This is a genomic window from Limnohabitans sp. Jir72 (assembly GCF_003063575.1).
Classification (GTDB): Bacteria; Pseudomonadota; Gammaproteobacteria; order Burkholderiales; family Burkholderiaceae_C; genus Limnohabitans_A.
Genome location: NZ_NESC01000003.1, coordinates 30,388 through 56,034 on the forward strand (window position 1 = coordinate 30,388; position 25,647 = coordinate 56,034).

Sequence of the window (25,647 nt, forward strand, 5' to 3'; positions counted from 1 at the left end):
CGTGTTCTCCTCAAGCCTTCTCGATGTTGCAGATGGTGGTCTTGGTCTCTTGCATCATGGTGACGCTGTCATAACCGTAAGTGGTGGCGGTGTTGACCGCTTCGCCACGCACGATGGGCGCTGCCCCTTTGGGGTAGTGCGCCAACATGTCAGCGCCTTGCCAGCGACCCGAGAAGTGGAAAGGCATCCAGACGGTGCCGCTGTCCACACGCTCTGTCACCATGGCCTGCACATTCAAGCGGGCACCGGTGGCACCCAGCAGCCAGACGCGGTCGCCGTTGCGGATGCTGCGATCTGCCGCCGTCTTGGGGTTGATCTCGACAAAAGCTTCTTGCTGCAATTCAGCCAACCATGGGTTGGAGCGGGTTTCCTCGCCACCGCCTTCGTACTCGACCAACCGGCCAGAAGTCAGGATGAGAGGGAACTTCTCGTGCGCCTTGTCGGCGATGTTCTTGTCCTGCACCGTTTTGTACAGGGTAGGCAGACGCCAGAACGCTTTCTTGTCGTCGTGCGTCGGGTACTTGGCCATCATGTCAGGACGCGTGCCGTACAAAGGCTCGCGGTGCTGCGGGATGGGGTCGGGGAAGTTCCAGACCACGGCGCGGGCCTTGGCATTGCCGAAAGGGTGGCAGCCGTGATTTTGCATGAACACGCGCATCATGCCGCCCGAATTGTCGGTCTTCCAGTTCTTGCCTTCGGCCTTGGCTTTTTCGGCATCGGTCAGCTCGTCCCACCAGCCCAGCTTTTTCAGCAAGATGTGGTCAAGCTCGGGGTAACCGGTGGTGATGTCTGCACCCTTGGAGTGCGAACCATCTTCGGCCAGCAGGCTCTTGCCTTCGCGCTCCACACCGAAGTTCGCGCGGAAGTTGCCGCCGCCGTCCATGACGTGCTTGGAGGTGTCGTACAGGTTGGGCGAGCCGGGGTGCTTGAGCTCGGGTGTGCCCCAGCAAGGCCAGGGCAAGCCGAAGTAATCACCACCGAAGTCATAGCCGGTTTCCTTGTCCTTGCCGCCTTTGGCCTTCAAGGTCTTCACATCGAACAGATGCATGTTCCTCATGTGGGCCTTCAGGCGCTCCGGGCTTTGGCCGGTGTAGCCAATGGTCCAGACGCACTTGTTGATTTCGCGCAGGATGTCCTCGGGCATGGGCTCGTCCATGCCTTTGACTTTTTGCATCTTGTAGTTCTTGGACAGCTCTGCAGCAAAGCCCAGCTTTTCTGCAAACTGGTGCATGATCATGTGATCGGAGCGGCTTTCCCACAGGGGATCAATGACCTTCTCGCGCCACTGCAACGAGCGGTTGGACGCGGTGCACGATCCGCTGGTCTCGAACTGTGTGGCGGCAGGCAAGAGGTACACGGCACGGTTGGGGTTCAGGTCTTCGGCCTTGCCGGGCATGGCGGCCATGGCGGCAGTGGCCGATGGGTAAGGGTCCACCACCACCAGCAAGTCCAACTTGTCCATGGCGCGCTTCATCTCCAGACCACGGGTCTGCGAGTTGGGCGCATGGCCCCAATAGAAGACGCCGCGCAGGTTGCTGTCTTGGTCAATCAGTTCGTTTTTCTCGAGCACACCGTCGATCCAACGCGATACGGTGATGCCGTTCTTGCCCATCATGGCGGGGCTGGCAAATTGCTTTTTGATCCACTCGAAATCCACACCCCAGGCGTTGGCAAAGTGTTTCCAAGAACCTTCGGCCAAGCCGTAGTAGCCAGGCAAGGAGTCGGGGTTGGGGCCGACGTCGGTCGCGCCTTGCACGTTGTCGTGACCACGGAAGATGTTGGTGCCGCCGCCGGACTTGCCAACGTTGCCCAAAGCCAATTGCAAGATGCAGGAAGCGCGCACGATGGCATTGCCAATCGTGTGCTGGGTCTGGCCCATGCACCAGACGATGGTGCCGGGGTTGTTCTCGTGCAGCATCTTGGCGATCTTGAAGACTTGCTCTTCTTTGACGCCGCAGGCCTCTTCCACCTTGTCGGGTGTCCACTTGGCCATGACATCGGCCTTGACCGCGTCCATGCCGTAAACGCGGTCGTTGATGTATTTTTTGTCTTCCCAGCCGTTTTTGAAGATGTGGTACAGCACACCAAACAGGAAAGGAATATCGGTACCTGAGCGGATGCGCACGTACTCGTCGGCTTTGGCGGCAGTGCGGGTGAAGCGTGGATCGACCACGATCATCTTGCAGCCGTTTTCCTTGGCGTGCAGCATGTGCAGCATCGACACGGGATGGGCTTCGGCGGCGTTCGAGCCAATGTACAAAGCGACCTTGCTGTTTTGCATGTCGTTGTACGAGTTGGTCATGGCGCCATAACCCCAGGTGTTGGCCACACCGGCCACCGTGGTGGAGTGGCAAATGCGGGCCTGATGGTCACAGTTGTTGGAGCCCCAGAAGCTCACGAACTTGCGCAGCAGATAGGCTTGTTCGTTGTTGTGCTTGGACGAGCCGATGAAATACACGCTGTCCGGACCGCTGGCTTTTTTCAGCTCCAGCATCTTGGCGCTGATCTCGGTCAGGGCCGTGTCCCAGCTGATGCGCTCGTATTTGCCGTTGACCAGCTTCATGGGGTAGCGCAGGCGGTATTCGCCGTGGCCGTGCTCGCGCAGGGCGGCGCCCTTGGCGCAATGTGCGCCCAAGTTGATGGGCGAATCGAAGACGGCTTCTTGGCGGACCCAGACGCCGTTTTCAACCACGGCATCGACTGCGCAGCCCACCGAGCAGTGGGTGCACACGGTGCGCTTGACTTCGACCTTGCCTTTGCCGATGTTGTCCACGCCCGCTGCGGCATGGGCTTTTTGCACCAGGCTCAGCTGCGAGGCGGCCAGGCCCACGCCCACGCCCAGACCCGAGCGGCGTAAAAAGCTGCGGCGGTCCAATGTAGGCAAGGCCTGCGACAAACCGCGGCGCAGGCTGTGAATGAATGGAGAAGAGACAGCACCCGAGGTGGTGCTTTGCTTTTTGGTCAACAACATGGAAGACTCCAGCTGGGGGGAAAGATAAAAGACCGGCGAGAAGCCAGGTCAGATGCGGGTGGTTTTGTAGTACTGCTGAACGTGTTCGCTCAGCGAGTAGCCGCCGCCGCGCTCGGGCTTGGGCAGTTCAGGCACGGCCGCAGGCAAATTGTTCTTGAGCACAGTCGGCAACACGCTGGCAGCAGCGGCCACAGCACCAACGGTGGCGGCACCTGCAAACAGACTGCGACGGGAAACAGTGGAAGATTGATCACGCATGGTTTTCTCCTAGGCCAAACAAAACAGTTCACCCTTAGGCAAACTTTTGCATATCTCTGATATTAGTGTCAGAAATGGGCAAAACCATGAGGGAAAACCGGTACCGACGATGAAATTTATTTCAGGCGGAACCCTCCAAAAGGTCAAACGCCTGCGTCTCGACCCCGATGAACGCTTGCGTCAACGCCGCCACATGCGCATAAAACCCAGCCCGTGGGTGGGCTGCAATCGCCTGGCACATGGGCAACACCCATGGCAAAACATGCTGTGTAAAAAAGTCTTGCTGGCGGCTGAGGTTGGCCACGGCCACGTCCTCACCGGCGATCAAGTAGCGCATGACCTCGAACACGTAGGCCACATGGTCTTCTGTTTCGGGCATGGTCTCGCTGCGGCCCAGGCCCAGTTCAGCCAGCGCCTGACGCAAACGGGCCAAGGGCTTCTCGTTCAAGAAGCCGCTCATGTAGTGCGAACCAAAGAGGTACACATCGGGCTTTCCCACTCCGCCAAACAAGCTGTTGTATTCGGCTTCGATCTGCGAGGCCGTCAATGCCCGGGCGCTGGCCACCAGTTCGCGCCATGGCTCTTCAAGAAAGGCACCAGCATCGGGCGCTTCTGTCACGGCCACTTGCAATTGGGCCAACAACTCGGCCGAGGGTGCCTGGTAAAACAGCACAGACAGCAAGCCGTAAATTTCGGCCCGAGCGGTTTCTTCGTCCAGCGCGTGGCTGGCATGGGACAAGTGCAATTCAGAGCTCATGGGAAATCAATTCAGGGGTTTGTCGCCCGCCATGCGGACTTGGTTTTCATCGGTGAACATGTCCACCACACGGCAATCGCCACACATCTTCAGGCGCTCCAGCGCCGGGCCCTGGAACATGCTGTGACCGGCCAAGCGGCCGAGCATGGTCTCGATGGCCTTGATGGTGCCAAAGGGCTTGCCACAGCGGATGCAACCGTAAGGTGGGCTGTTGTGCAGCACCCGCGCTTGCGTGCGTTCGGGCAAGAGGGACAAGCGCGGCTGCAAGGTGATGGCTTGCTCGGGGCAAGTGGTGGCACACAGGCCACACTGCACGCAGTTTTTCTCGATGAATTTGATCTCGGGCTGCTGCGGGTTGTCTTGCAAGGCAGCCGAAGGGCAGGCCCCCACGCAACTCATGCACAGGGTGCATTTGCTGGCGTCGACCACGATGGTGCCCAGCGGTGAGCCCGCCGCTGGCAAGGTCAAAGCCGCCGGGCGGGACGGCGCCGCCATGACCGGGGCTTGCGCCATCAGGTGGTCCAAGGTCAGCTCGAGGTTGCTGCGCTTTTCGGCCTGCACCGCATGCCGCGCCGCCAGGGCCGGACCTGCAGGGGCTTTGACAGCTCGGCCAGACAGGCGCTGGAGATCGGCGTCGAGCGAGGCGGCGTTGCCCACTTGCAGCAGTTCAAAGTGCACGCCGTCGTAGCCCAGACCGTTCAACAGGCTTTGGGCCACGGCCATTTGTTCCATCAGCGCGGTTTTGTATTGGGGGGCTTCTTCGTTGGTCAGCATGACCAACACTTGCCGTGCACCATAGGCCACGGCCGACAGCCACAGCTCAAGCCCCACGCTGGCGGTGTGCCAGAGGGCCACGGGCATGACGCGGGCGGGCACGCCCTGCATGACCTTGAGCTGTGCACCGCGGCCCAGCTCATCGATCAGGGCCTGGCCTTGGTCTTGGCTGTGCAACAGCAAAGCAGCATCTCGGCCGCCTGCGGCCTGGTAGGTGCTCAAGAGCATGCGGATCTTCTCGCCCTGCTCGGCAGGGCGGGGGTAAGTGTAAGTCAAGGCCCCGGTCGGGCAAGCCGTGGTGCAGGCACCGCAGCCCACACACAGGTTGGGGTTGACCTTGATTTGCTGGCGCGCCTTGTCCGAGCTGATCGCTTCGGCCGAACAGATGTCCACGCAGGCATTGCAGCCCACTTGTTCGTTGCGGCTGTGCGCGCACAGCTTTTGTTTGTAGGCAAAGAAGCGGGGCTTTTCAAACTCGCCCACCAGCTCGCGCAGCTTGAGCAAGGTCTGCAGGTCCTGCCCATCCCAGCGGAAATAGCCTTGGGGCAAGGCATGCGAAGTGAAGGTGGGGGAAGCCTTGGCGCCACGCAGATCGAGCACCACATCAAAGCGTGCACTTTGCGACTGCGGCTCGCGCATGAAATTGATGGCGCCAACGGCATCGCAGGCCTTGACGCAATCGCGGTGCGAGCTGCAGCGCGACATATCAATTTGGTAGTCCAAGCCAATGGCCTGCTCAGGGCAGGCGGCCACGCAAGCGTTACAGCGGGTGCACAGGTCCAGATCGATCGGGTTGCTGGCGTCCCAGCGCACATCAAAGGCACCGAGCCAGCCGGTCAGGCTTTGCAAGCGCCCGGCCATGACCGGGTAGCGGCGCTCTTGGGCACCGCCCGCGTTGCCTGCACCTTCGGACCAAATGGTGACCTGCATCGCATCGGCCAGCAAGGCGGCTGCGCGCTCGGCTTGGTCCATCGGGCCCAAAATCAGCAAGCGGCCTTCGCTTTTGTAGGTCACGGTGGCCACCGGCTCAGGCTCTGGCAAACGGGCTGCGGCCAGCAAAGCGGCCATTTTGGGGGTGGCGTGCGCGGCTTCACGGCTCCAGCCACCCGTCTCACGGATGTTGACAAAACGGATCGGCGAGGTGGCGCCTTCGGTTTGCTCGGCCAGCTCGGAAAACAAACGTTTTTCTTGCGTGCAGGCCACCACCACGGGCTGGCCGCTTTGCACGGCACGTTGAAAATCACCCGCCTCACGGCGGCACAGCGAGGTGTGTTGTTTTAAGTCTTCACCCAGCGCTTGGCCCAGGGTCTGGGCTTGTAAGGGAATGGTTTGGTTGCAGTTGCAAATCAGGGTCGTCATGTTCGCTCAAGGGCAAGTCTGGCACTGCCGTTGTGGCGTGCGGTGGCGCAGACTTTGCCACAAGCTGCGCTGTTTCTTCGCCTTGCTTGCACAAATCAGGGTTTTCATGCGGCAATGCACCCTCAGCCATGTGGGGCTCTGAGGATTCTGGCGGCACCAAATTCATGAACTGGGCACTGACCATCTTTTGCAGCATGCCCGCAGGCAAAGGATCGGGGGTGTTGTAGTCGCCAATGTAAATGTCCAGACCATCCATCACATTGAAGTGCGGATCGGCAAACAATTTCTTCACTGCGAGGTTGCGCACTTCTGCGGGCACGCCTTGCTGCATGTAGGCACCGAACTCAGACCTTGGCGTCAGGGCCTGTGCGTCCTCCAGCGTGGGCAGTGGCACAGCTGGGGCCGTGGGCTCTGGCACTGCACAGGCCACCGGGGTGGCCACCGTCACCTCTTGCACGGCTACCGCGGTGGTCCGGGCTTCAAGTGGTTCGGGCTCTTGCAGAGGCAGTCCTTTGGCCGCCTCTTGCTTGCGGCGCGACCAGCGGCTCAAAAAATGGTCACTCATGCGCCACGCCCTCCGGGGCCTTTGCGCTTTTCGGTGGTGCTGACCGATGCAGGTTGGCCAAAGCGATCGGTCAAGCCCTGAAAGCTTTGTGGGCGCTGGCGTTTTTTGACCTCAGGGACGTAATGGTGCTCGGCAAATTCTCGGATCCACTGCACCACGTCTGTGGGTGCGGCAATGGTCTCGACCGTTTCCTGGGCATCAAGCCAACGGCCCGCATCGTGGTAACTCAAGCTCACGGCCTGCGGTTCGGCACGGGCTTCCTGGCCTTCGGTATCGATCATGCGCCACATGACAAACCAGCACGGCGTGGGCGATGTGGCATTGAGCCAATAGCCTTCGGCATCATCGGGATACAAACGGACCGGCCAAAGAGGGTAAAGCCATTGCGACGCATCGGGGGTTTCACGCAAGCACCGCACGGTCTGGCCAAAACTGGCCTCTTGCAAAACCACATCGTCCAGCACCCATCGGTGACTTTGCCAACGGGCCATGGGGCCCTGTACCGGCTCGCGGCGCATCAGCACAGCGACATCAATTTGGGCTTGGGTGTTCATGCAGGCATTCTCGATCAACTGGGCAACATGTCATCTGTGGAAGGCAAACGGAGTAAGAATATTGTGCCCTGCCCCGGTTGACTGGAAAAATTCAAGGTCCCACCGTGCGATGCCACAATCGATTGACTGAGCCACAGGCCCACGCCCATACCTTCTGATTTGGTGCTTTTGAACAGGCTGAACACTTGCGCCTGCTTTTCCAACGAAATTCCCGTTCCATTGTCTTCAATCTCCAGCTCAAGGTAAGCGGAAGACACCCATCCACGGACCTGCAATACACGCTGACGGTGCTCAATATCGCCCATGGCATCGATGGCATTGGTCACCAAATTCAACACCACTTGGTGCAGCTGTGTCGCGTCGCCATACAAATAGAAGCTGTCATCAAATTGAGTGACAACTTGCACCTTATTTTGTACGGCCTTGACTTGCACGATGTCCAGAACGTCCAGCACCAGTTGTTTGAAATCGAGTTTGGAAAATTCGCCCTTGCCTGTGCGAAACAAGTTACGCAATTTGCGAATGATGTCAGCAGCGCGCTGGGTATCACTGACGATGTGACTGGCCACGGTATCGAGCAACTGAGGGTCAGCTGGGCGTCCTCCTTCAATGGCTGACTTCATCAAACTCTGAATCAGCTCAGCGTGCAGCAAGGTGGCTGCCAGAGGCTGGTTGAGTTCATGCGCGAAACTGGCCACCAAAGCGCCCATGCCCGCACTCTTGTTGGACAAGGTCAACTGTCGGATGATCTCTTCGCGTTCTGCCAGCAAGTCCGACAAGGCTTGAGAATGTTGCTCTGCCAGCAGCGCATGTTCTTGCTGCCGTGCGAGCTGCTCCTGCACTGCCATTTTCGAGCGATGCGCCTGGTCGATGAAGATCTGCATGAAGCCGACACTCAGAAGGACGATGCCACCAAATTGCCCGGCGAACACCACCGCGTGGTCCCATGAAGCCTCGTACACATCCACCGAGCCCACACCGGTCATCATGGCCAAGGCCTTGATGCCCAAACTGCCCGACAGCACCAGGCCAGCCCACTTCACGGAAGTCGCGCCGAGGCTGTCATGGCTTTCAGCCATGCGGCGTCCCGACAAGTAATACTCCATGCAATTGAGGGCGTAGAACGAATAGAACACCACCATGATGGTGCTTTCGGGTGCGCCCGAAAAATGCAGGCCAAAGCTCAAGCCCAAGGTCAGCACGTTGAACAGGCCCATGCCCCACATCCAGCGGGCATCGGGTGGCCCATCCAGCGAGCGCAAAGCGATTTGACGTCCCCAATTGCCCAAAGCCATCAACAACTGGCCGAACACGACCACATGGTCAATGTGGATCAGGCCCTTGCTGCCCAACACGCACAGGCTGAGCGCGCTCAAAATACCCGAGGCGCTCCACAGCACCGCCACAGGGCTGCGAAATCGCGCCAGCCCGTACCACAAAGCTGCGTGCAGCATCAGGTACAAAAAAGCATCTACCCAAAAGAGGATTTGCACATCCAGATTCAAAAAAAGCCTCCTTGGCCAATCGGGTTGGTCAATCCCGTGATGAGCCCAATAAGGCCCAGACACACGGTCGATGATAGGCAGTGATTATGCGGTCAAGGCCCGGATCTGGTCATCGAAAAGCATGCGCATGCTGGGACCCGGCTGCACCCGAGCAGGACGAAGCTGAGAGGGCTCCAAGGCGCATGATCAAGGCATCAAAGCGTGGGTCCCGTAGCCGGCCACAGCAGAAGGCACGCCCCCCGCCCGGATGGCCACCGCGCAGTACTTGAACTCTGGGATTTTCCCAAACGGGTCCAGCGCCGCATTGGTCATCAGGTTGGCCGCCGCTTCGTAATACGCAAAGGGCACAAACACCGCACCTGGGGGAGTGCCATCGTCGCGCCTGACATGCAGGGTGACTTGGCCCCGGCGCGATTGGATCGTGAGCGCATCGCCTGTGCTCAAGCCCAATGGGGCCATGTCGCCGCCACACATCGATGCCGTGGCCATGGGCTCGATGGCGTCGAGCACGGTGGCGCGGCGGGTCATGCTGCCCGTGTGCCAATGCTCGAGCTGACGCCCGGTGATCAGCACAAAGGGGTATTGGGCATCGGGCCGCTCGTTAGCAGGAATGATGTCAGCGGGCACCAGATTCACGCGGCCGTCTTCGGTCGCGAAATGGTCAATAAAAACCGTGGGTGCCCCCGGGTCATCCGCGGTCAAGCAAGGGTAAGTGACGCTGGACTCGCGCTGCAAACGGTCCCAAGTGATGCCCGAGATGGCGGAGTGCATGGCACGGCGCATTTCGTCATACACCTCGGCCACGCCATCGAACTCGCCTTCATAACCACAGGCCAGTGGACGGCCACGGCCCCAATCCCCTGTGGGGGTCAACTGGGTGTGGGAAGCATAAGCGCCTATGCGCTCGGCCATCTGCTGGATGATCCACAAATCGGGTTTGGCCTGGCCGGGTGGGTCGATCGCTTGCTTGCCCAATTGCACCATGCGGTCGGTGTTGCTGACGGTGCCGTTTTTCTCGGGCCAAGCGGTCGCGGGCAACACCACATCGGCCAGCCAGGCGGTTTCGGTCATGAAGATGTCCTGCACCACCAAATGCTCGAGCGAGGCCAAGGCATGGCGGGCATGGTTCAAGTCCGGGTCGCTCATGGCGGGGTTCTCGCCCATGATGTACATGCCGCGCACCTTGTGCGCATCGGCCTCGGGTGCCAAGATCTTGTGCATGATTTCCACCACCGTGTAGCCCGGTTGGGCATCCAGCGGGGTGCTCCAGAAGTCCTCAAACCAGGCGTGCGCCGCCCCGTTGGTGACGCGTTGGTAGTTGGGGAACATCATCGGGATCAAGCCCGCGTCTGAAGCCCCTTGCACGTTGTTCTGGCCACGCAAAGGGTGCAGACCCGAGCCGGGTTTGCCAATCTGGCCAGTCACGGTGACCAAGGCGATCAAGCAGCGGGCATTGTCGGTGCCGTGGACGTGCTGGCTCACGCCCATGCCCCACAAGATCATGGCGCCTTTGGCTTTGGCAAACTCGCGTGCCACTTCGCGCAAGGTTTCTGCTGGCACGCCGCAAATGGGTGCCATCGCCTCGGGGCTGTAGCCTTTGACGTTTTCTTTCAGGGCTTCGTAATTGTTGGCCCGCTGGGCAATGAAGTCCTGATCGGCCAAGCCTTCTTCGATCACCACATGGATGAGCGCATTGAGCATGGCCACATCGGTGTCGGGCTTGAACTGCAAGGTGCGCCAGGCGTGCTTGCCAATGTCGGTGACCCGTGGATCGGCCAGCACGATTTTGGCGCCGCGCTTGGCGGCATTTTTCATCCAGGTCGCGGCCACAGGGTGATTGGCCGTCGGGTTGGAGCCAATGACAAAAATCAAGTCTGAGTGTTCGACGTCATTCACCTGATTGCTCACTGCGCCTGAGCCCACGCCTTCCAGCAAAGCGGCCACGCTGGAGGCATGGCACAAGCGTGTGCAGTGGTCGACGTTGTTGGAGCCAAATCCGGTGCGCACCAGTTTTTGGAACAAGTAGGCTTCTTCGTTGCTGCCTTTGGCTGAACCGAAACCGGCCAAGGACTTGGGGCCGAATTGGTCGCGCAGGTCTTTCAAGCGGCCAGCGCCCAAAGCCAGCGCTTCTTCCCAAGTGGCTTCGCGGAACACCTCAGACCAATCGGCACCGTGCTCGGACATGCTGCGGTTCAAACGGTTCAGCAACTCTGGATCTTTGGAAACCCCGTCCTTGCGGATCAAGGGCACTGTGAGGCGTTGGGGACTGGCGGCGTAGTCAAAGCCAAATCGCCCTTTGACGCACAGGCGGCTGTGGTTGGCAGGCCCGTCGCGCCCGTCCACGCTCACGATGACGTTGTCCTTGACGTTGTAGGTCAACAAACAGCCCACGCCGCAAAATGGGCACACCGAATCGACCTTTTTGTCGACCACTTGCGTGCCCACTTGGGTTTTGGGCATCAAGGCGCCTGTGGGGCAGGCCTGCACACATTCCCCACAAGCCACGCAGGTGCTGTCGCCCATGGCATCGCCCAGGTCAAACACGATCTCGCTGTGCGCGCCGCGCGAGGCGTAACCAATGACGCCATTGACCTGCTCTTCACGGCAAGCCCGAACGCAGCGGTTGCATTGGATGCAGGCGTCCAGGTTCACGGCCATGGCGGGATGGGAGACATCGGTCTGCGGCTGTTCGCGGCGCAAAGCTTTCAGCTCAGGGCGCACCGTCACGGCCATGCGGCTGGCCCAGTCGCTCAGTTCACCGTGCTGCCCCGTGTCGGTAGCTGCACCCTGACCGGTCACGTCAGCGTCGTTCCATTTGTGTCCCACGTCGGGCATGTCAGACAGCAGCATCTCCAGCACCATCTTCTGGCTTTTGACGGCGCGCTCACTCTGGGCCTGCACTTGCATGCCCTCGGTGGCGCTGCGGCAGCAACTGGGGGCCAGTGTTCTCTCGCCTGCAATCTCGACCACGCAAGCGCGGCAATTGCCGTCGGCGCGGTACCCGTCCTTGTAGCAAAGGTGGGGGATATCGATGCCATGGCGCTTGGCGGCCTTGAGGATGGTTTCGCCCTCATAGGCATGGATGGTTTGGGCGTCGAGCTTGAATTCGACGGTTTTGGGGGTCACTTCGGACAAAGAGGTCGGTGCGTTCACAGCGATGCTCCAATTTCCTGAGGAAAATATTTTTGAATGCAGCGCACCGGGTTGGGTGCCGCTTGACCGAGACCGCAAATGGAGGCGTCGGTCATCACCACGTTGAGGTCTTCCAGTGTGGCGTTGTCCCAGACCGGGGCGTCCATCAAAGCGGCCGCTTTGGCCGTGCCCACACGGCATGGCGTGCACTGCCCGCAGCTTTCGTGGGCAAAGAAGTTCATCATGTTCACAGCAGCATCGCGGGCTTTGTCTTGGTGTCCCAACACAATCACGGCCGCTGAACCGATGAAGCAGCCATACGGCTGCAGGGTGTCAAAGTCGAGGGGAATGTCCCCCATGCTGGCGGGCAAGATGCCACCCGAAGCGCCACCTGGCAAATAGGCATACAGCTCATGGCCTGGGGCCATGCCGCCGCAGTATTCGTTGATCAACTCTTTGACCGTGATGCCCGCTGGCGCGAGTTTCACCCCGGGGTGTTTGACGCGTCCGCTGACGCTGAAACTGCGCAAGCCTTTGCGCCCATTGCGGCCAAAGCTGCTGAACCATTGCGGCCCCCGCTGCACGATGTCGCGCACCCAAAACAGGGTTTCGAAGTTGTGCTCCAGCGTCGGGCGGCCAAACAGGCCCACCTGCGCGATGTAAGGCGGGCGCATGCGCGGCTCACCCCGTTTGCCTTCAATGCTTTCGATCATGGCGGACTCTTCGCCACAGATGTAGGCCCCGGCACCGCGGCGCAGCTCGATCAAGGGCAACTTGCAAGGCGGGTTCGCCTGCAACTTGGCCAACTCGGCCTCCAGAAGTGCGCGGCAGCCGTGGTATTCGTCACGCAAATAAATGTAGCAAGCGTCAATGCCCACCACCTGCGCGGCCACCAGCATGCCTTCCAAAAAACGGTGCGGGTCGCGCTCCAAGTACGTGCGGTCTTTGAAGGTGCCAGGTTCACCTTCGTCGATGTTCACAGCCATCAGTTTGGGGGCGGTTTGGTCGCGCACGATGCGCCACTTGCGCCCGGCCGGAAAGCCCGCGCCACCCAAGCCGCGCAGGCCCGAGTCTTCCATGGCCTGGATGCACGACTCTGCGTCGAGACGCCCCGACGCGACGTCCCTGAGCAAGGCGTAACCGCCTTGCGCCAAATACGCGTCCATGCCCACATAGGCGGGCGCGGTGCTCACATCGGACACAGGCGAGACCGCTTGTTCTGCCAACGCTGCCGCATCGAACTGCGCTTGGTCTGCAGCCTTGGGGTGGCCGTGCAAGTTGGCAGTGACGGCCTTGGCCACCGCCTCGGTGGTGGCAAAGGGCACGGGGTGCTGGTGCACCACCACCGCAGGCGCTTGCTCACAGCGGCCAATGCAAGGCGCTGCGATCACACGCACATCGCCTGAACCCAAAATTTGGGGCAACCGGGCCAATAAATCTTGCGCCCCAGCCAGCTCACAGCTCAAGCCATCACAGACCCGCACGGTCAGGCCAGGCGCGGCCTCGTCACCCTTGATCACTTCAAAGTGGTGATAGAAGGTCGCGACCTCGTACACCTCGGCCATTGGGATGTTCATCTCTTTGGCCAGCGCCACCAGATGGTGATCGTGCAGCCCGCCGAAATGGTCATTGAGCACATGCAAGTGTTCGATCAACAGATCACGCCGATGCGGTGCCGCACCCAACAATTCGCGCACAGCGGCCAAAGAAGCATCGTCTGTTTGACGGCCTTTGAGTTTGCTTTTGGAACGGATGCGTTGACGCATGTCATCGACCGTGGCCAAGGTCACGGCAGGCGACGAATCGGAGACTGAATTTTGTGAAATTTTCATGGAGGATCGATTGAAACATAAGCGTGCACACGCGGTTTTGCACAAACCAAAAAGCCCCGCCAACGCAATGACTGCGGCAGCGGGGCTTGATCAGGCGCTTGGCCCGACGTGACTAGGCGTGCATCAGGCGAAAAACTTCGCGACGCTGAGCAAGGTGCGGTAGATGCCCCAAGCCAAGGGAATGCCAACAGCCACCCAAGCCAAGGCCACGAACATGGGGTTCACAGCATCCGACCCTGAGGCTTCACCACCGCGCACCACTTCAGAGGCGACCGCCTTTTCGTGGGCCAAGCGTTTTTCGTGGGCCAGCTCGTCTGCCGTCATGAACCATTTGTCGTTCAGTGGTTTGACCAGCAAATTGCAAATCAAGCCCACCACCAGCATGCCCACCAGGATGTACATGGTTTGGTTGTAAACCTGTTCACGCGGGATGCCCAAGCCCAGTTGGTATTCGCGCATGTAGTTCACCACCACCGGGCCAAGCACGCCCGCCGTGGCCCATGCCGTGAGCAAGCGGCCATGGATGGCACCCACCATTTGTGTGCCAAAAATGTCGGCCAAGTAAGCCGGCACAGTTGCAAAGCCACCACCGTACATGCTCAAGATGATGCAGAAAGCGGCGACAAACAACACAATGCTGCCCGCAGCGGCGCTGCCTGGCACACTGAAATACAGCACGCCGCCCAGCACAAAAAACACGATGTAGGTCAGCTTGCGACCCAGCTTGTCAGACAGGCTGGCCCAGAAAAAGCGGCCACCAATGTTGAACAAGCTCAAGAGCGCAGTGAAACCCGCAGCCACCGTGGCAATGGCTTTGAGTTGGTCCTTGTCCAGGTCACCAAACTTGGCAGGAACACCGATCAAGGTGCCACCAAAGACTTCTTGCAGCATGGGCGAAGCCATGCCAATCACACCGATGCCTGCGCTCACGTTCATGCACAGCACCATCCAGATCAGCCAGAACTGGGGAATGCCCCAGACTTTGCTCACATGCACATGGCGCTGCGTGATCATGGCGTTGTTGGCCTGTGCAGGGGGTGGGGTCCAGCCCGCTGGCTTCCAACCCGTTTCAGGCACGCGGTAACCCAGAGCACCGGCCATCATGAACACGAAGTACACCAAGGCCATGACGATGAAAGTTTGCATCACACCCACGTCGGTGGGGGTGGCGAAATACTTCATCAGGTCAGCGGCCAAAGGCGAGCCAATCATCGCGCCGCCGCCAAAGCCCATGATGGCCATGCCTGTGGCCATGCCGCGGCGATCGGGGAACCACTTGATCAGGGTCGAAACGGGCGATATGTAACCCAAGCCCAGCCCAATGCCGCCGATGATGCCGGAGCCCACAATCATGAGCCAGAACTGGTGCAGGTAAATGCCCAAGGCCGACAGCAACATGCCGCCGCACCAACACAGGGCCGACACCACACCCGCCTTGCGGGGACCTGCGCGCTCGAGCCAGCCGCCCCATGTGGCCGCACTGGTGCCCAACAACACAAAGAACAGGGTGTACATCCAACCCAAGGTTGAAATTTGCCAGTCGCAACTGGTGGTGAACAGTTGCGCCCAGAACCCCACATCAGGGCCACATTTGACGGCATCCTTGATGCCGATCGCTTTGGACAGCGGCAACCAAAACACCGAAAAACCATACGCCATGCCAATGCACAGGTGAATGGCCAAAGCTGCAGGAGGGACCAACCAACGGTTAAAGCCGGGGCCGGCAATGATCCGTTCTTTGTCCAACCAACCAGGTGATTGAGTCGTCATCCAAGTACTCCAGAAGTTCATTGATGTTGATCAAGCCGCGTCGTCGGCATAACTTGGATCAAGAGAACTTGCAGGATCAACGTCAATACTGAACAAAAACTTACATAAACCAACAATCCAGATCAAACCGAGGGATAACCATGGCCTGCTACCCGCTCAAAGTTTTCATTGGAATGATTAAAAAAATTCAAATGAATCAATAAGTCAATAAGTCTCCAAATGCAGGCGGCCTTCTTTCTTGAGCACGCCACCGATGGCTTCCCAGTCCAGACCGGCGTTTTGTGCGATGTCGCGCAGCGCCATGACCACGCCCTCTTCCATGCTCTTGAGGCCACACACATAGAAACAGGTGTTGCCGTCTTTGAGCAGCGCCGCCACATCGGCAGCACGGTCGCGCAGGGCGTCTTGCACATAGCGCTTGGTTTTGCCTGCTTCACGAGAGAAAGCGAATTCGATGTCGATGAAATCTTTGGGCAAGTTGTTGAGCGGTCCAAAGTACGGCAACTCGGCAGGCGTGCGTGCACCAAAGAACAGCATCAACTTGCCGCCTTCGAACTTGCCGCTGGCGCGCAGGCGGCGGCGCCATTCGGTCATGGCGCGCATGGGTGCAGAGCCCGTGCCGGTGCAGATCATGACGATGTTGCTCTTGGGGTGGTTGGGCATCAAGAAGCTGGCACCGAACGGGCCGATCACCTGCACTTTGTCACCCACATTCAGGTCGCACATGTAGTTGGAGCCCACGCCGCGCACCGGTTGACCGTCGTGGTCTTCGAGCACGCGCTTGATGGTCAGCGACAGGTTGTTGTGGCCGGGACGTTCGCCATTGCGGGGGCTGGCAATGGAGTACTGGCGGGCGTGGTGCGGCTTGCCTTTGGCGTCTTCGCCTGGGGGCAAGATGCCGATCGACTGGCCTTCGAGCACGGGGAAAGGCAAGTTGCCGAAGTCGAGCACGATGTGGTGGGTGTCGTAATCGTGTTGGCCATCCTGTTTGCCGACTTCGGTCACGCGCAGGTTGCCGGTGACGGTGGCGGTGATGGTTTTCTCGGCAGCCTTGGGGCCATACAGGTTGGTGTAGGCATGCGCAGCCGACCAAGGGGGAATGGTCGCGCCGAACTGGGCGGAGTTGAAGCCCGAGGCAACGGCGGTTGTGACCGCCGATGCCGACGAGGCGGCGGCCGCTTGCACAGCGGCTTGCGCTTCTTCCTGAGCAGCGCCCGCATCGCCACCACCAGCCGCAGCCAGTTCTTCGGCGCTCAGTTCAGCAGGCAGTTCATCCCACTTGAGTTGTTCTTCGATGCTGTAGGCCTTGGCCTTGGGCATCATGCGCCAGTTGTCAATCGAGCCTGTCGGGCATGGTGAGATGCAGTCCATGCAACCGTTGCAGATGTCGGCCTTGACCACGTAGTTGAGCGAGTCGTGCGTGATCGCGCCCACCGGGCAGATCGCTTCGCAGGTGTTGCAGCGGATGCAGATCTCGGGGTCGATGACGTGCTGTTTGATCAGGATGTCTGTGCTCATGGAATGCCTCCTCAGGCTTTCGGTGTTGTGTTTTGTGTCTATCGGAACTGCTGCGGCTGGGGTCTGGGTCTGCAAAGACCGCTGCGCGATAACTTGGGGCGGGGGCCCTCATACTGGGGTACCAGAAATCGGCGCCCCGCCCCAAGCCATCCCACAGCTGAAGGCCGATTCAAGCTTTGGCAGTCTACAGGCGTTTGTGGATGACAAACCCCATGCAGTTGACAGAGGAAGGGGCGGGTGACGATTTTTCGGTACCCCGTTATGAGGAACCCGCCCCTTCCTCTGTCAACTGCCGCCCCCGCAACAAAGCAGAGGCAGCAGTCGATCAGTGAATCAACGCATCAGTTGAAGCGAACGTAATCAAAGTCCACAGGCTGACGGTTGATGCCCATGACGGGTGGCGCGATCCAGTTGGCAAACTTGCCTGGCTCGACCACACGGCCCATCAGGCTGGCCACATAAGCGCGGTCTTCGTTGGTGGGCAACCACTCGGCCACTTGCGCCATCCACTGCTCGTCGGTCACCACTTGGCCATCGGGCGTGATTTTGGAGCCGGACAAAGAACCGATGTTGCGGTGGAAGGCTTTGTGCGGTGCCTTCAATGTGAAAGGAATGCCCGCTTTGCTGATCACACGGTTCCAACGCTCGATGCCGCCTTTGGAGTCGGTGATGTAGTCGTCGCGCAGCACTTCGTTCAAGGCGTTGAGCATCGGCACTTCTTTTTCGATCAGCTTGCCGTCTTCGACCGACAGGATCTTGTAGCTGTTGCCCTTCAAGACGTGGTCATCACCACGCTTGCCTTCTTCGTAACGGCCCTTCAAGCCGGAGCTGTAGAAAGTGGCCGCGTTGGACGACTCGTCGGCACCGAACAAGTCGATGGTCACCGAGAAGTGGAAGTTGATGTAGCGCTGGATGGTCGGCAGATCGATCACACCGGCAGCGCGCAGCTTGGCCACGTCGTCGGTTTTCAGCTGGTTCATCACATCCACGGTGCGCTGGATGGTGCGGCTCACGCCAGACTCGCCCACAAACATGTGATGTGCTTCTTCGGTCAACATGAACTTGGTGGTGCGGGCCAGGGGGTCGAAAGCCGACTCGGCCAAGGCACACAACTGGAACTTGCCATCACGGTCGGTGAAGTAGGTGAACATGAAGAAGGACAACCAGTCAGGGGTCTTCTCGTTGAAGGCCTGCAAGATGCGTGGATTGTCTTCGTTGCCGCTGTTGCGCTGCAACAGGGCGTCGGCTTCTTCACGGCCGTCTTTGCCGAAGTATTTGTGCAACAGGTACACCATGGCCCACAGGTGGCGGCCTTCTTCGACGTTGATCTGGAACAGGTTACGCAGGTCGTACATGCTGGGCGCAGTCAGGCCCAGGTGACGTTGTTGCTCGACGGATGCGGGCTCGGTGTCGCCTTGCGTCACGATGATGCGGCGCAGGTTGGCGCGGTGTTCGCCAGGCACGTCTTGCCAGGCTTTTTCGCCGATGTGGTCACCAAAATGGATCTTGCGGTCTTGCTCACCGGGGTTCATGAAAACGCCCCAGCGGTAGTCACGCATCTTGACGTGGCCGAACTGGGCCCAGCCTTGCGGGTCCACGCTCACGGCGGTGCGCAGGTACACGTCCATGTCGGTGGAGCCTTCGGGGCCCATGTCGTCCCACCAGTTGATGAAGTTGGGCTGCCACTGCTCCAAGGCGCGTTGCAGCGTGCGGTCTTCGCTCAGGTTGACGTTGTTGGGGATTTTTTCGCTGTAGTTGATACCGGACATGATGTTCTCCTGGTGAAAAATTTTTAAACGCGGTTCAAATCGAATTGAACTTTTTCGCCTTTGCCATAGACCTTCAGGGCACCTTTTTCGCCGACGGCGTTGGGGCGCTGGAAGATCCAGTTTTGCCAGGCGGTCAGGCGACCAAAAATGCGGGTGAGCATGTTTTCTTGGCTGGCGAAACGCAAATTGGCTTCCAGACCGGTCAGCGCGTCAGGCGACATGGACGAACGCTCTTCCAGGGCCAGGCGGATTTCGTCCGCCCAGTCGATGTCGTCAGGGGCTGCAGTCACCAAGCCCAGGGCCAAAGCCGCGTCAGCGTCCAGCGCTTTGCCGATGGCGCCGCGAGCGGCTTCCATGGCCGGCACTTCTTCGTAGAAGCGGCGCTGCAGGCGGGTTTGGTCGTTGACCATGGGGAAGAAACCGAAGTTCATTTCGTTCAGCTGGATCTTGGGGGCCTTGGCCTCGTCGTCCGGCAGCGCCAGCATGTAGGCGCGGTCGGCGCAGAAAGCCAATTCGGCAAGTGTGCCGACAAAACATGTCCCCTCTTCGATCAGGGCGAACAGGCTGCGCGAGGTCACGTCCATGCGGGCCAGGGTGCGGCGCAGGTGGCCGATGGTTTCACGCACAAACCAGTGGTCTTTGTGGGCCAGCATGGTGGCGTCCGAGGCCAACACGGCGGCGGCGTCGCCAGCTGTCTTGAGCACCCAGGTGCCGATGTCGAGTTCGTTGGTGCGCATGTGCAAGATAGCGTCATCCAGTTCGCGCACCATTTGCAGCGGCCACCAGTTCATGCCTGCGGCTTCGATGCCCGCGATGTCGGTAGGCTGTGCGGTAGCTGGGGCCTTGACGGTGAAGGTGGCGATGCGCTTGGCGCGGTCGATCTCCACCGTGACGTTGGTGTAAGTCAGCGCATCGGCAGCGATGGTGCGGTTCAAAGGGGTCAGTTCCACGCCCTTGACGCCTGCAGGGCGGATGCTGCCAGCGGCCAATTGGGTGGCGCGTGCCTTGACCACGTCCTTGAACACGGCGGGCTTGGCGATCGCGTCGACCAGGCGCCAGTCCACGGCTTTTTGACCGCGCACACCTTCCACGCTGGTGCAGAAGATGTCGGCCAGGTCGTGGCGCACATGGCGCTTGTCGGTCACGCGGGTCAGGCCGCCGGTGCCAGGCAACACGCCCAGCAAAGGCACTTCAGGCAAAGACACCGAAGAAGAACGGTCGTCCACCAGCACGATTTCATCGCATGCCAAGGCCAGCTCATAGCCGCCGCCAGCGCAAGCGCCGTTCAGGGCCGCGACGAATTTCAGACCGTCGTGCTTGCTGGAGTCTTCGATGCCGTTGCGGGTTTCGTTGGTGAACTTGCAAAAGTTCACTTTCCAGCCGTGGGTGGACACACCCAGCATGAAGATGTTGGCACCGGAGCAGAACACGCGGTCTTTCAAGCTGGTCACCACCACCGAGCGCACTTCGGGATGCTCGAAGCGGATGCGTTGCAGCGCGTCATGCAATTCGATGTCCACACCCAAGTCATAGCTGTTGAGCTTCAGTTTGTAGCCAGGACGGATGCCAGCGTCTTCGTTGATGTTGATCGACAAGGTCGCGATCTCGCCATCGAAGGCCAAGTTGATGTGCTTGTATTGGGAAGGGTTGGTTTGGTAGTCAACCTGTGGCGATGTTGTCATGGGTGTCTCCGATGGAAGGAATGGGTTTGACTTCGGTCAAAAAATGCATTTCGCTGCATGTTGATTGGAAGTTTAGTGCAGACCTTGCCCGCCATCAATATGCACTTTAATGCATTTACTAAGTATTTACCCTAGGAATTGAACATCTTCGCCCGGCCTCACGCGGGCATGGCCAGATGCTGGCGAACCGAAGTACGCAAGGCCTCAAAGGCTTGGTCTTCGGTGCGGCCGCTGGTGTTGATGGCCATGTCGGCCTTGGAATAGAAGGCCGAGCGCCCTTCCAGAATGCGTTTGAGGTCTTCCATCGCCTCTCGGCTGGCGGCCATGGGGCGCATGTCGCCTTGCGCGGCCACGCGGCCCATGTGGTCGACCGCGTCGGCCTGCAGCCACACGGTGGTGCAGTGCGAGAGCAACACATTTAAGTTGGCCGAATCCGACACCAAGCCGCCCGGGGTGGCGATCACCACTTCGGGGTAAATTTGAATGGCCTCTTCGAGTGCTCGGCGCTCGTAACGGCGGTAGGCATTGGCGCCATACAGGTTGTGGATTTCGCTGATCTGGCAGCCAGCAAACTGCTCGATCTCGCGGCTGAGCTCGATGAAGGGAAAGCCCATGTCGTCGGCCAGGCGCTGGCCCAGCGCGGTTTTGCCCGCACCGCGCAAGCCAATCAAGGCAATGCGGTTCTTGCGCTCTTGCGCATTGCCGCCTTCGCCAAACATGTCGCTCAGCTGCACGCGGGCGCGGCGCAAATCGGCCTCACTGCGCTTGGAGAGCAACTCGCGGATCAGCAGCCACTCGGGCGAGCTGGTGGTCACATCACCCAGCAACTCGGCCAGCGAACACTGCAAAGCGCTGGCCACTTGCAGCAGCACCAGCACCGACACATTGCCCGTGCCGTATTCCAGATTGGCCAGATGGCGCTCAGACACATCGGCGGCCACCGCCACAGCGCGGCGCGTCATGCCCTGACGCGAACGCAGGGTGCGCACGCGCTCGCCCAGCGCCTCCAGAAAGGGGCTGCGTTTTGTCTCCGACTCGGACGGTTCCATCAAGGTGGACTCTTGACTTGTCATGTTGGACCTTGGATCAAAGGCAAGGGAAAACCCTTAAATTTCAACGAACCCAAAACATGCACTTTATTGCATACTAGCGGGCAAGCACAATAGTGCATCAACCTCTGTTTATACCGCCAACTGGACAGCAAGAACAGTTTTTTTGTGCATGCCAATGCATGTGCCCCCTCACAACCCTTGGAAAGTTCCCCATGACCACCGCATTGCTCCCCAACTTCTTCGCAGGCCGCTGGCAAACCGGCAACGGCGCAGGCACGCCGATGTTCGACCCGGTGCTGGGCACCGAGCTGGCCCGCGTGTCCAGCAGCGGCATCGACCTGGCCGAAGGCTTTGCCTTTGCCCGCGAGCAAGGCGGCGCTGCCCTGCGTGCCCTGAGCTACGGCCAGCGCGCTGCATTGCTGAACAAGATCGTGGAAGTGCTGCAAGCCAACCGAGACGCCTACTACGAGATCGCCACGGCCAACAGCGGCACCGTGGCCAAGGACTCGGGCGTAGACATCGACGGCGCGATCTTCACCCTGGGCTACTACGCCAAGCAGGGCGCTGCCCTGGGCGACGCCACACTGCTGCTCGACGGCGAGCGCATCCGCATGGCCAAAGACCCGGCTTTTCAGACCCAACACATCCAGGTGCCCACACGCGGCGTGGCGCTGTTCATCAACGCCTTCAACTTCCCCAGCTGGGGCCTGTGGGAAAAAGCCGCCCCGGCCCTGCTCGCGGGCGTGCCCGTCATCATCAAACCCGCCACGGCCACCGCTTGGCTGACCCAGCGCATGGTCAAAGACGTGGTCGATGCGGGCGTGCTGCCTGTGGGCGCCCTGTCGGTCATCTGCGGCTCCTCCGCAGGACTGATGGACCAGCTGCAAGCTTTTGACGTGGTCAGCTTCACCGGCTCGGCCGAGACGGGCAAGATCATCCGCAGCCACCGTGCCGTAACCGAGCTGTCGGTGCGCTGCAACATCGAGGCCGACAGCCTGAACAGCGCCCTGCTCTCGCCTGCAGCCACCGCAGACAGCGAAGCCTTCAAGCTGCTGGTGGCCGAAGTCGTCCGCGAGATGACCGTCAAATCGGGCCAGAAATGCACCGCGATCCGCCGGATCTTTGTGCCCCGCGCCTTGTACAAAGCCGCCGCAGACGCCATTGGTGCGCGCCTGGCCAAAACCACCGTGGGCAACCCGCGCAACGAGACCGTGCGCATGGGTGCATTGGTCAGTCAGGAACAAAAAGCCAGCGTGCTGGCGGGCCTGACACTGCTGAAAACCGAAGCCACCGTTTTGTTCGACGGCAACAGTGCCGCACTGATCGATGCCGACGCCAACAGCGCTTGCGTGGCCCCGGTGCTGCTGGGCACCGAGTCGCCCATGACAGCCAAGGTACTGCACGCGGTCGAGGTGTTTGGCCCCGTGTCCACCCTGATGCCGTACGACAGCATCGACGAGGCCTACGCCATGATCCGCCGCGGCGAAGGCTCGCTGGTCTGCTCGGTCTACAGCGAAGACCCCGCCTTCACCGCTCAGGCTTCCATCGAGCTGGCCAGCAGCCACGGTCGTGTACATGCCATTTCGCCCGATGTGGCGGCCCTGCACAGCGGCCACGGCAACGTGATGCCCATGAGCCTGCACGGCGGCCCCGGCCGCGCCGGTGGCGGCGAAGAGTTGGGTGGCTTGCGGGCGCTGAACTTCTACCACCGCCGCACAGCGGTGCAAGGCAGCTCGCTGGCCCTGGACGTGCTGGCAGCCCAAGGCGGCAAACTGGCCCTCTGAACGCACTTGTAGGAGCCGCGCCATCGCGGCGAAAACGCCTCTGCAGGCGCATCGCCGCGAGGGCGCGGCTCCTACAGAAGATTTGCAAAATCAAACCATTTGAAAAACACTGAGCCCCCAAGGAGACAAACATGACGCAGCCCGTGAATGCCCCAAGCACCGACTTCAACTTTGCGCAGCACCTGATCGCCACCAACGCAGGGCGCAGTGCCAAAACCGCCCTGATCGACGATGTGGGTTCGCTGACCTATGGCGCGCTGACCGAGCAGATCCGCCGCTTTGCAGGCGGCCTGCAAGCGCTGGGCCTCAAGCGCGAAGAACGCGTGCTCTTGCTGATGCAAGACAGCAGCGACTGGGTGGTAGCCTTTTTGGGCTCGCTCTATGCGGGCGTGGTGCCCGTGGCCGTCAACACGCTGCTCACGGCCGAAGACTACGCCTTCATGCTGAGCAACAGCCGCGCCCAAGCCGCTTTGGTGTCGGGGGCCTTGTTGCCCACCTTGCAAGCCGCCTTGGACTTGGGCAAGACCGAAGTGAAGCATGTGGTGGTGTCACGCCCCACCGGTGCTTTGGCGCAAGGCCAACTCCACATGGCCGATGTCGTGGCACAAAACACCCCAGTGCTGCCCGCGCAAACACTGGCCGATGAACCGGCTTTCTGGCTGTACTCGTCGGGCTCCACCGGCAAACCCAAGGGCACCGTGCACAGCCAAGGCAACCTGTACTGGACCGCCGAGCTGTATGGCAAAAACGTGCTGGCGTTGCGCGAAAGCGATGTGGTGTTCTCGGCCGCCAAGCTGTTCTTTGCTTATGGCCTGGGCAACGCACTGACTTTCCCCTTGAGCGTGGGCGCCAGCGTGGTGCTGATGGCCGAGCGCCCCACCCCACAAGCGACCTTCAAGCGCCTGGTCGACCACCAGCCCACCGTCTTTTATGGTGCCCCCACCGGCTACGGCGGCATGCTGGCCAGCCCTGATCTGCCCGCCAAAAAACAGGTCGCGCTGCGCCTGTGCTCGTCGGCGGGTGAAGCGCTGCCGCGTGACATTGGCGAGCGCTGGACAGCCCACTTCGGTTGCGAAATCATCGACGGCATCGGCTCCACAGAAATGCTGCACGTCTTTTTGTCCAACCGCCCCGGCGACGTGCGTTACGGCACGACCGGCAAAGCCGTGCCCGGCTACGAAGTCCAGTTGCGCAACGAAGACGGCAGCGTGGTCACCGGGCACAACGAGATCGGCGACCTGTACATCCAGGGCCCCAGCAGCGCCTTGATGTATTGGAACAACCGCGAAAAGACCCGCGACACCTTCCAAGGCGTGTGGACCAAGAGCGGCGACAAGTACACCCGCGACCCCGACGGTTACTACACCTACGCGGGCCGCAATGACGACATGCTCAAGGTCAGCGGCATTTATGTCTCGCCGTTTGAAGTCGAAGCCACACTGGTGCAGCACCCGGCCATTTTGGAAGCGGCTGTGATCGGCAAGGAAGACACCGACGGCCTGACCAAGACCAAGGCCTTCATCGTGCTCAAAGCCGGTCAGAACCTGACGCAAGAGGAAGTCAAAGCCTTTGTGAAAGAGCGCCTGGCGCCCTACAAGTACCCACGCTTCATCGAGTTTGTGGCCGAGTTGCCCAAGACCGCCACGGGCAAAATCCAGCGCTTCCGTTTACGCGACCTGGAAAAGACACGTTAAGCACAAAAAATAATACAAATAAATTTTATAAAGTATGCTCCTCGAATCTGTCACCCACTGACCCACGACGGGAGGAGAACACCATGAAGCGTTTTGTCAAAACCATCGCATGCAGCACCGCTGGCCTTGCACTGCTGTCCGCGTGCACGCATCTGGATTTGGGTGCTGGACCAAGTGCCAGAGCCATGCTGCAGCCTACGCAAGGCAACAACACCAGTGGTCAGGTGAAGTTTGTGTCACTGGCAGATCGTGTGCGCATCAGTGGCGAAGTGCGCGGCCTGGTGCCTGGCAAGACGCATGGCTTTCACATACACGAAAAGGGTGACTGTTCCAGTGGCGATGGCATGAGCACTGGTGGGCACTTCAATCCTACGGGGCAAGCACACGGTGCCCACGGCCAAGGAGCTCACCACATCGGCGACCTGCCCAGTCTTGTCGCCGATGCTCAGGGCGTAGCACGCTTTACCTTCGAGACCAGCACACTCACCATTGGCAATGGTGCCCCCGATGTGGTGGGCAGAGGCCTGATCGTGCATCGCGATCCTGATGATTTTCAGACCCAGCCCACAGGCAATTCAGGACCACGCATTGCTTGCGCCGTCATCACACGCAACTGAACACGTCCAGACGAGTCGCGATCAGGAACAGCGCCTGACATATGCAGGCCTTTG

At 60.1% G+C, this 25,647-nt stretch carries 17 protein-coding genes; 3 read left to right on the top strand and 14 right to left on the bottom strand.

What is annotated here, in order from left to right; all coding sequences use genetic code 11:
• Nucleotides 1-10: 10 nt before the first annotated feature.
• The 14 genes from B9Z52_RS04940 to B9Z52_RS05005 all read right to left on the bottom strand — a co-directional run bounded on the left by B9Z52_RS04940 (nucleotide 11) and on the right by B9Z52_RS05005 (nucleotide 21,519).
• Nucleotides 11-2,971 (bottom strand): formate dehydrogenase subunit alpha, encoded by a 2,961-nt coding sequence (locus B9Z52_RS04940; protein WP_108412744.1) that lies wholly within the window; start codon nucleotides 2,969-2,971, stop codon nucleotides 11-13.
• A 48-nt stretch (nucleotides 2,972-3,019) separates the two neighbouring features.
• The gene (locus B9Z52_RS04945) at nucleotides 3,020-3,229 is read right to left on the bottom strand and encodes a formate dehydrogenase (RefSeq protein ID WP_108412745.1); all 210 of its coding nucleotides are present in this window, start codon (nucleotides 3,227-3,229) and stop codon (nucleotides 3,020-3,022) included.
• A gap of 121 nt (nucleotides 3,230-3,350) precedes the next feature.
• Nucleotides 3,351-3,986, bottom strand: a complete 636-nt coding sequence (locus B9Z52_RS04950; RefSeq protein ID WP_108412746.1) for a molecular chaperone — start codon at nucleotides 3,984-3,986, stop codon at nucleotides 3,351-3,353.
• A 6-nt stretch (nucleotides 3,987-3,992) separates the two neighbouring features.
• A complete protein-coding gene (locus B9Z52_RS04955) occupies nucleotides 3,993-6,119 on the bottom strand; it encodes a 4Fe-4S binding protein (protein ID WP_199222040.1) in 2,127 nt (708 codons plus the stop codon).
• Complete coding sequence (locus B9Z52_RS04960; protein WP_108412747.1) at nucleotides 6,046-6,684, bottom strand: DUF3306 domain-containing protein; 639 nt, start codon at nucleotides 6,682-6,684, stop codon at nucleotides 6,046-6,048. Before B9Z52_RS04960 ends, B9Z52_RS04955 begins: the two co-directional genes overlap by 74 nt.
• Entirely contained in the window at nucleotides 6,681-7,238 is a 558-nt protein-coding gene (locus tag B9Z52_RS04965) for a DUF3305 domain-containing protein (RefSeq protein ID WP_108412987.1), read from the bottom strand. Before B9Z52_RS04965 ends, B9Z52_RS04960 begins: the two co-directional genes overlap by 4 nt.
• Before the next feature lie 14 nt (nucleotides 7,239-7,252).
• Nucleotides 7,253-8,731, bottom strand: a complete 1,479-nt coding sequence (locus B9Z52_RS04970) for a sensor histidine kinase (RefSeq protein ID WP_146182787.1) — start codon at nucleotides 8,729-8,731, stop codon at nucleotides 7,253-7,255.
• A gap of 198 nt (nucleotides 8,732-8,929) precedes the next feature.
• The gene (locus tag B9Z52_RS04975; RefSeq protein WP_108412749.1) at nucleotides 8,930-11,896 is read right to left on the bottom strand and encodes a molybdopterin-dependent oxidoreductase; all 2,967 of its coding nucleotides are present in this window, start codon (nucleotides 11,894-11,896) and stop codon (nucleotides 8,930-8,932) included.
• Entirely contained in the window at nucleotides 11,893-13,707 is a 1,815-nt protein-coding gene (locus B9Z52_RS04980) for an NADH-ubiquinone oxidoreductase-F iron-sulfur binding region domain-containing protein (protein ID WP_233251821.1), read from the bottom strand. The genes B9Z52_RS04975 and B9Z52_RS04980 overlap by 4 nt, the downstream gene beginning before the upstream one ends.
• Before the next feature lie 123 nt (nucleotides 13,708-13,830).
• On the bottom strand, nucleotides 13,831-15,477 hold the full coding sequence (locus tag B9Z52_RS04985; protein WP_108412750.1) for an OFA family MFS transporter: 1,647 nt from the start codon (nucleotides 15,475-15,477) through the stop codon (nucleotides 13,831-13,833).
• Between the two features lie 204 nt (nucleotides 15,478-15,681).
• Nucleotides 15,682-16,995, bottom strand: a complete 1,314-nt coding sequence (gene boxA, locus B9Z52_RS04990; RefSeq protein ID WP_108412751.1) for a benzoyl-CoA 2,3-epoxidase subunit BoxA — start codon at nucleotides 16,993-16,995, stop codon at nucleotides 15,682-15,684.
• 341 nt (nucleotides 16,996-17,336) lie between these two features.
• Nucleotides 17,337-18,764: a benzoyl-CoA 2,3-epoxidase subunit BoxB gene (gene boxB / locus B9Z52_RS04995; RefSeq protein ID WP_108412752.1), complete on the bottom strand. Its 1,428-nt coding sequence runs from the start codon at nucleotides 18,762-18,764 to the stop codon at nucleotides 17,337-17,339.
• Between the two features lie 23 nt (nucleotides 18,765-18,787).
• The gene (boxC, locus tag B9Z52_RS05000) at nucleotides 18,788-20,446 is read right to left on the bottom strand and encodes a 2,3-epoxybenzoyl-CoA dihydrolase (protein WP_108412753.1); all 1,659 of its coding nucleotides are present in this window, start codon (nucleotides 20,444-20,446) and stop codon (nucleotides 18,788-18,790) included.
• A gap of 158 nt (nucleotides 20,447-20,604) precedes the next feature.
• On the bottom strand, nucleotides 20,605-21,519 hold the full coding sequence (locus B9Z52_RS05005) for a helix-turn-helix transcriptional regulator (RefSeq protein WP_108412754.1): 915 nt from the start codon (nucleotides 21,517-21,519) through the stop codon (nucleotides 20,605-20,607).
• 191 nt (nucleotides 21,520-21,710) lie between these two features.
• Between B9Z52_RS05005 and B9Z52_RS05010 the strand changes: the two genes are divergently transcribed.
• The 3 genes from B9Z52_RS05010 to B9Z52_RS05020 all read left to right on the top strand — a co-directional run bounded on the left by B9Z52_RS05010 (nucleotide 21,711) and on the right by B9Z52_RS05020 (nucleotide 25,593).
• The gene (locus B9Z52_RS05010; RefSeq protein ID WP_108412755.1) at nucleotides 21,711-23,282 is read left to right on the top strand and encodes a 3,4-dehydroadipyl-CoA semialdehyde dehydrogenase; all 1,572 of its coding nucleotides are present in this window, start codon (nucleotides 21,711-21,713) and stop codon (nucleotides 23,280-23,282) included.
• A gap of 131 nt (nucleotides 23,283-23,413) precedes the next feature.
• Nucleotides 23,414-24,976 (top strand): benzoate-CoA ligase family protein, encoded by a 1,563-nt coding sequence (locus B9Z52_RS05015; protein WP_108412756.1) that lies wholly within the window; start codon nucleotides 23,414-23,416, stop codon nucleotides 24,974-24,976.
• 83 nt (nucleotides 24,977-25,059) lie between these two features.
• Entirely contained in the window at nucleotides 25,060-25,593 is a 534-nt protein-coding gene (locus B9Z52_RS05020; protein ID WP_108412757.1) for a superoxide dismutase family protein, read from the top strand.
• Nucleotides 25,594-25,647 lie beyond the last annotated feature (54 nt).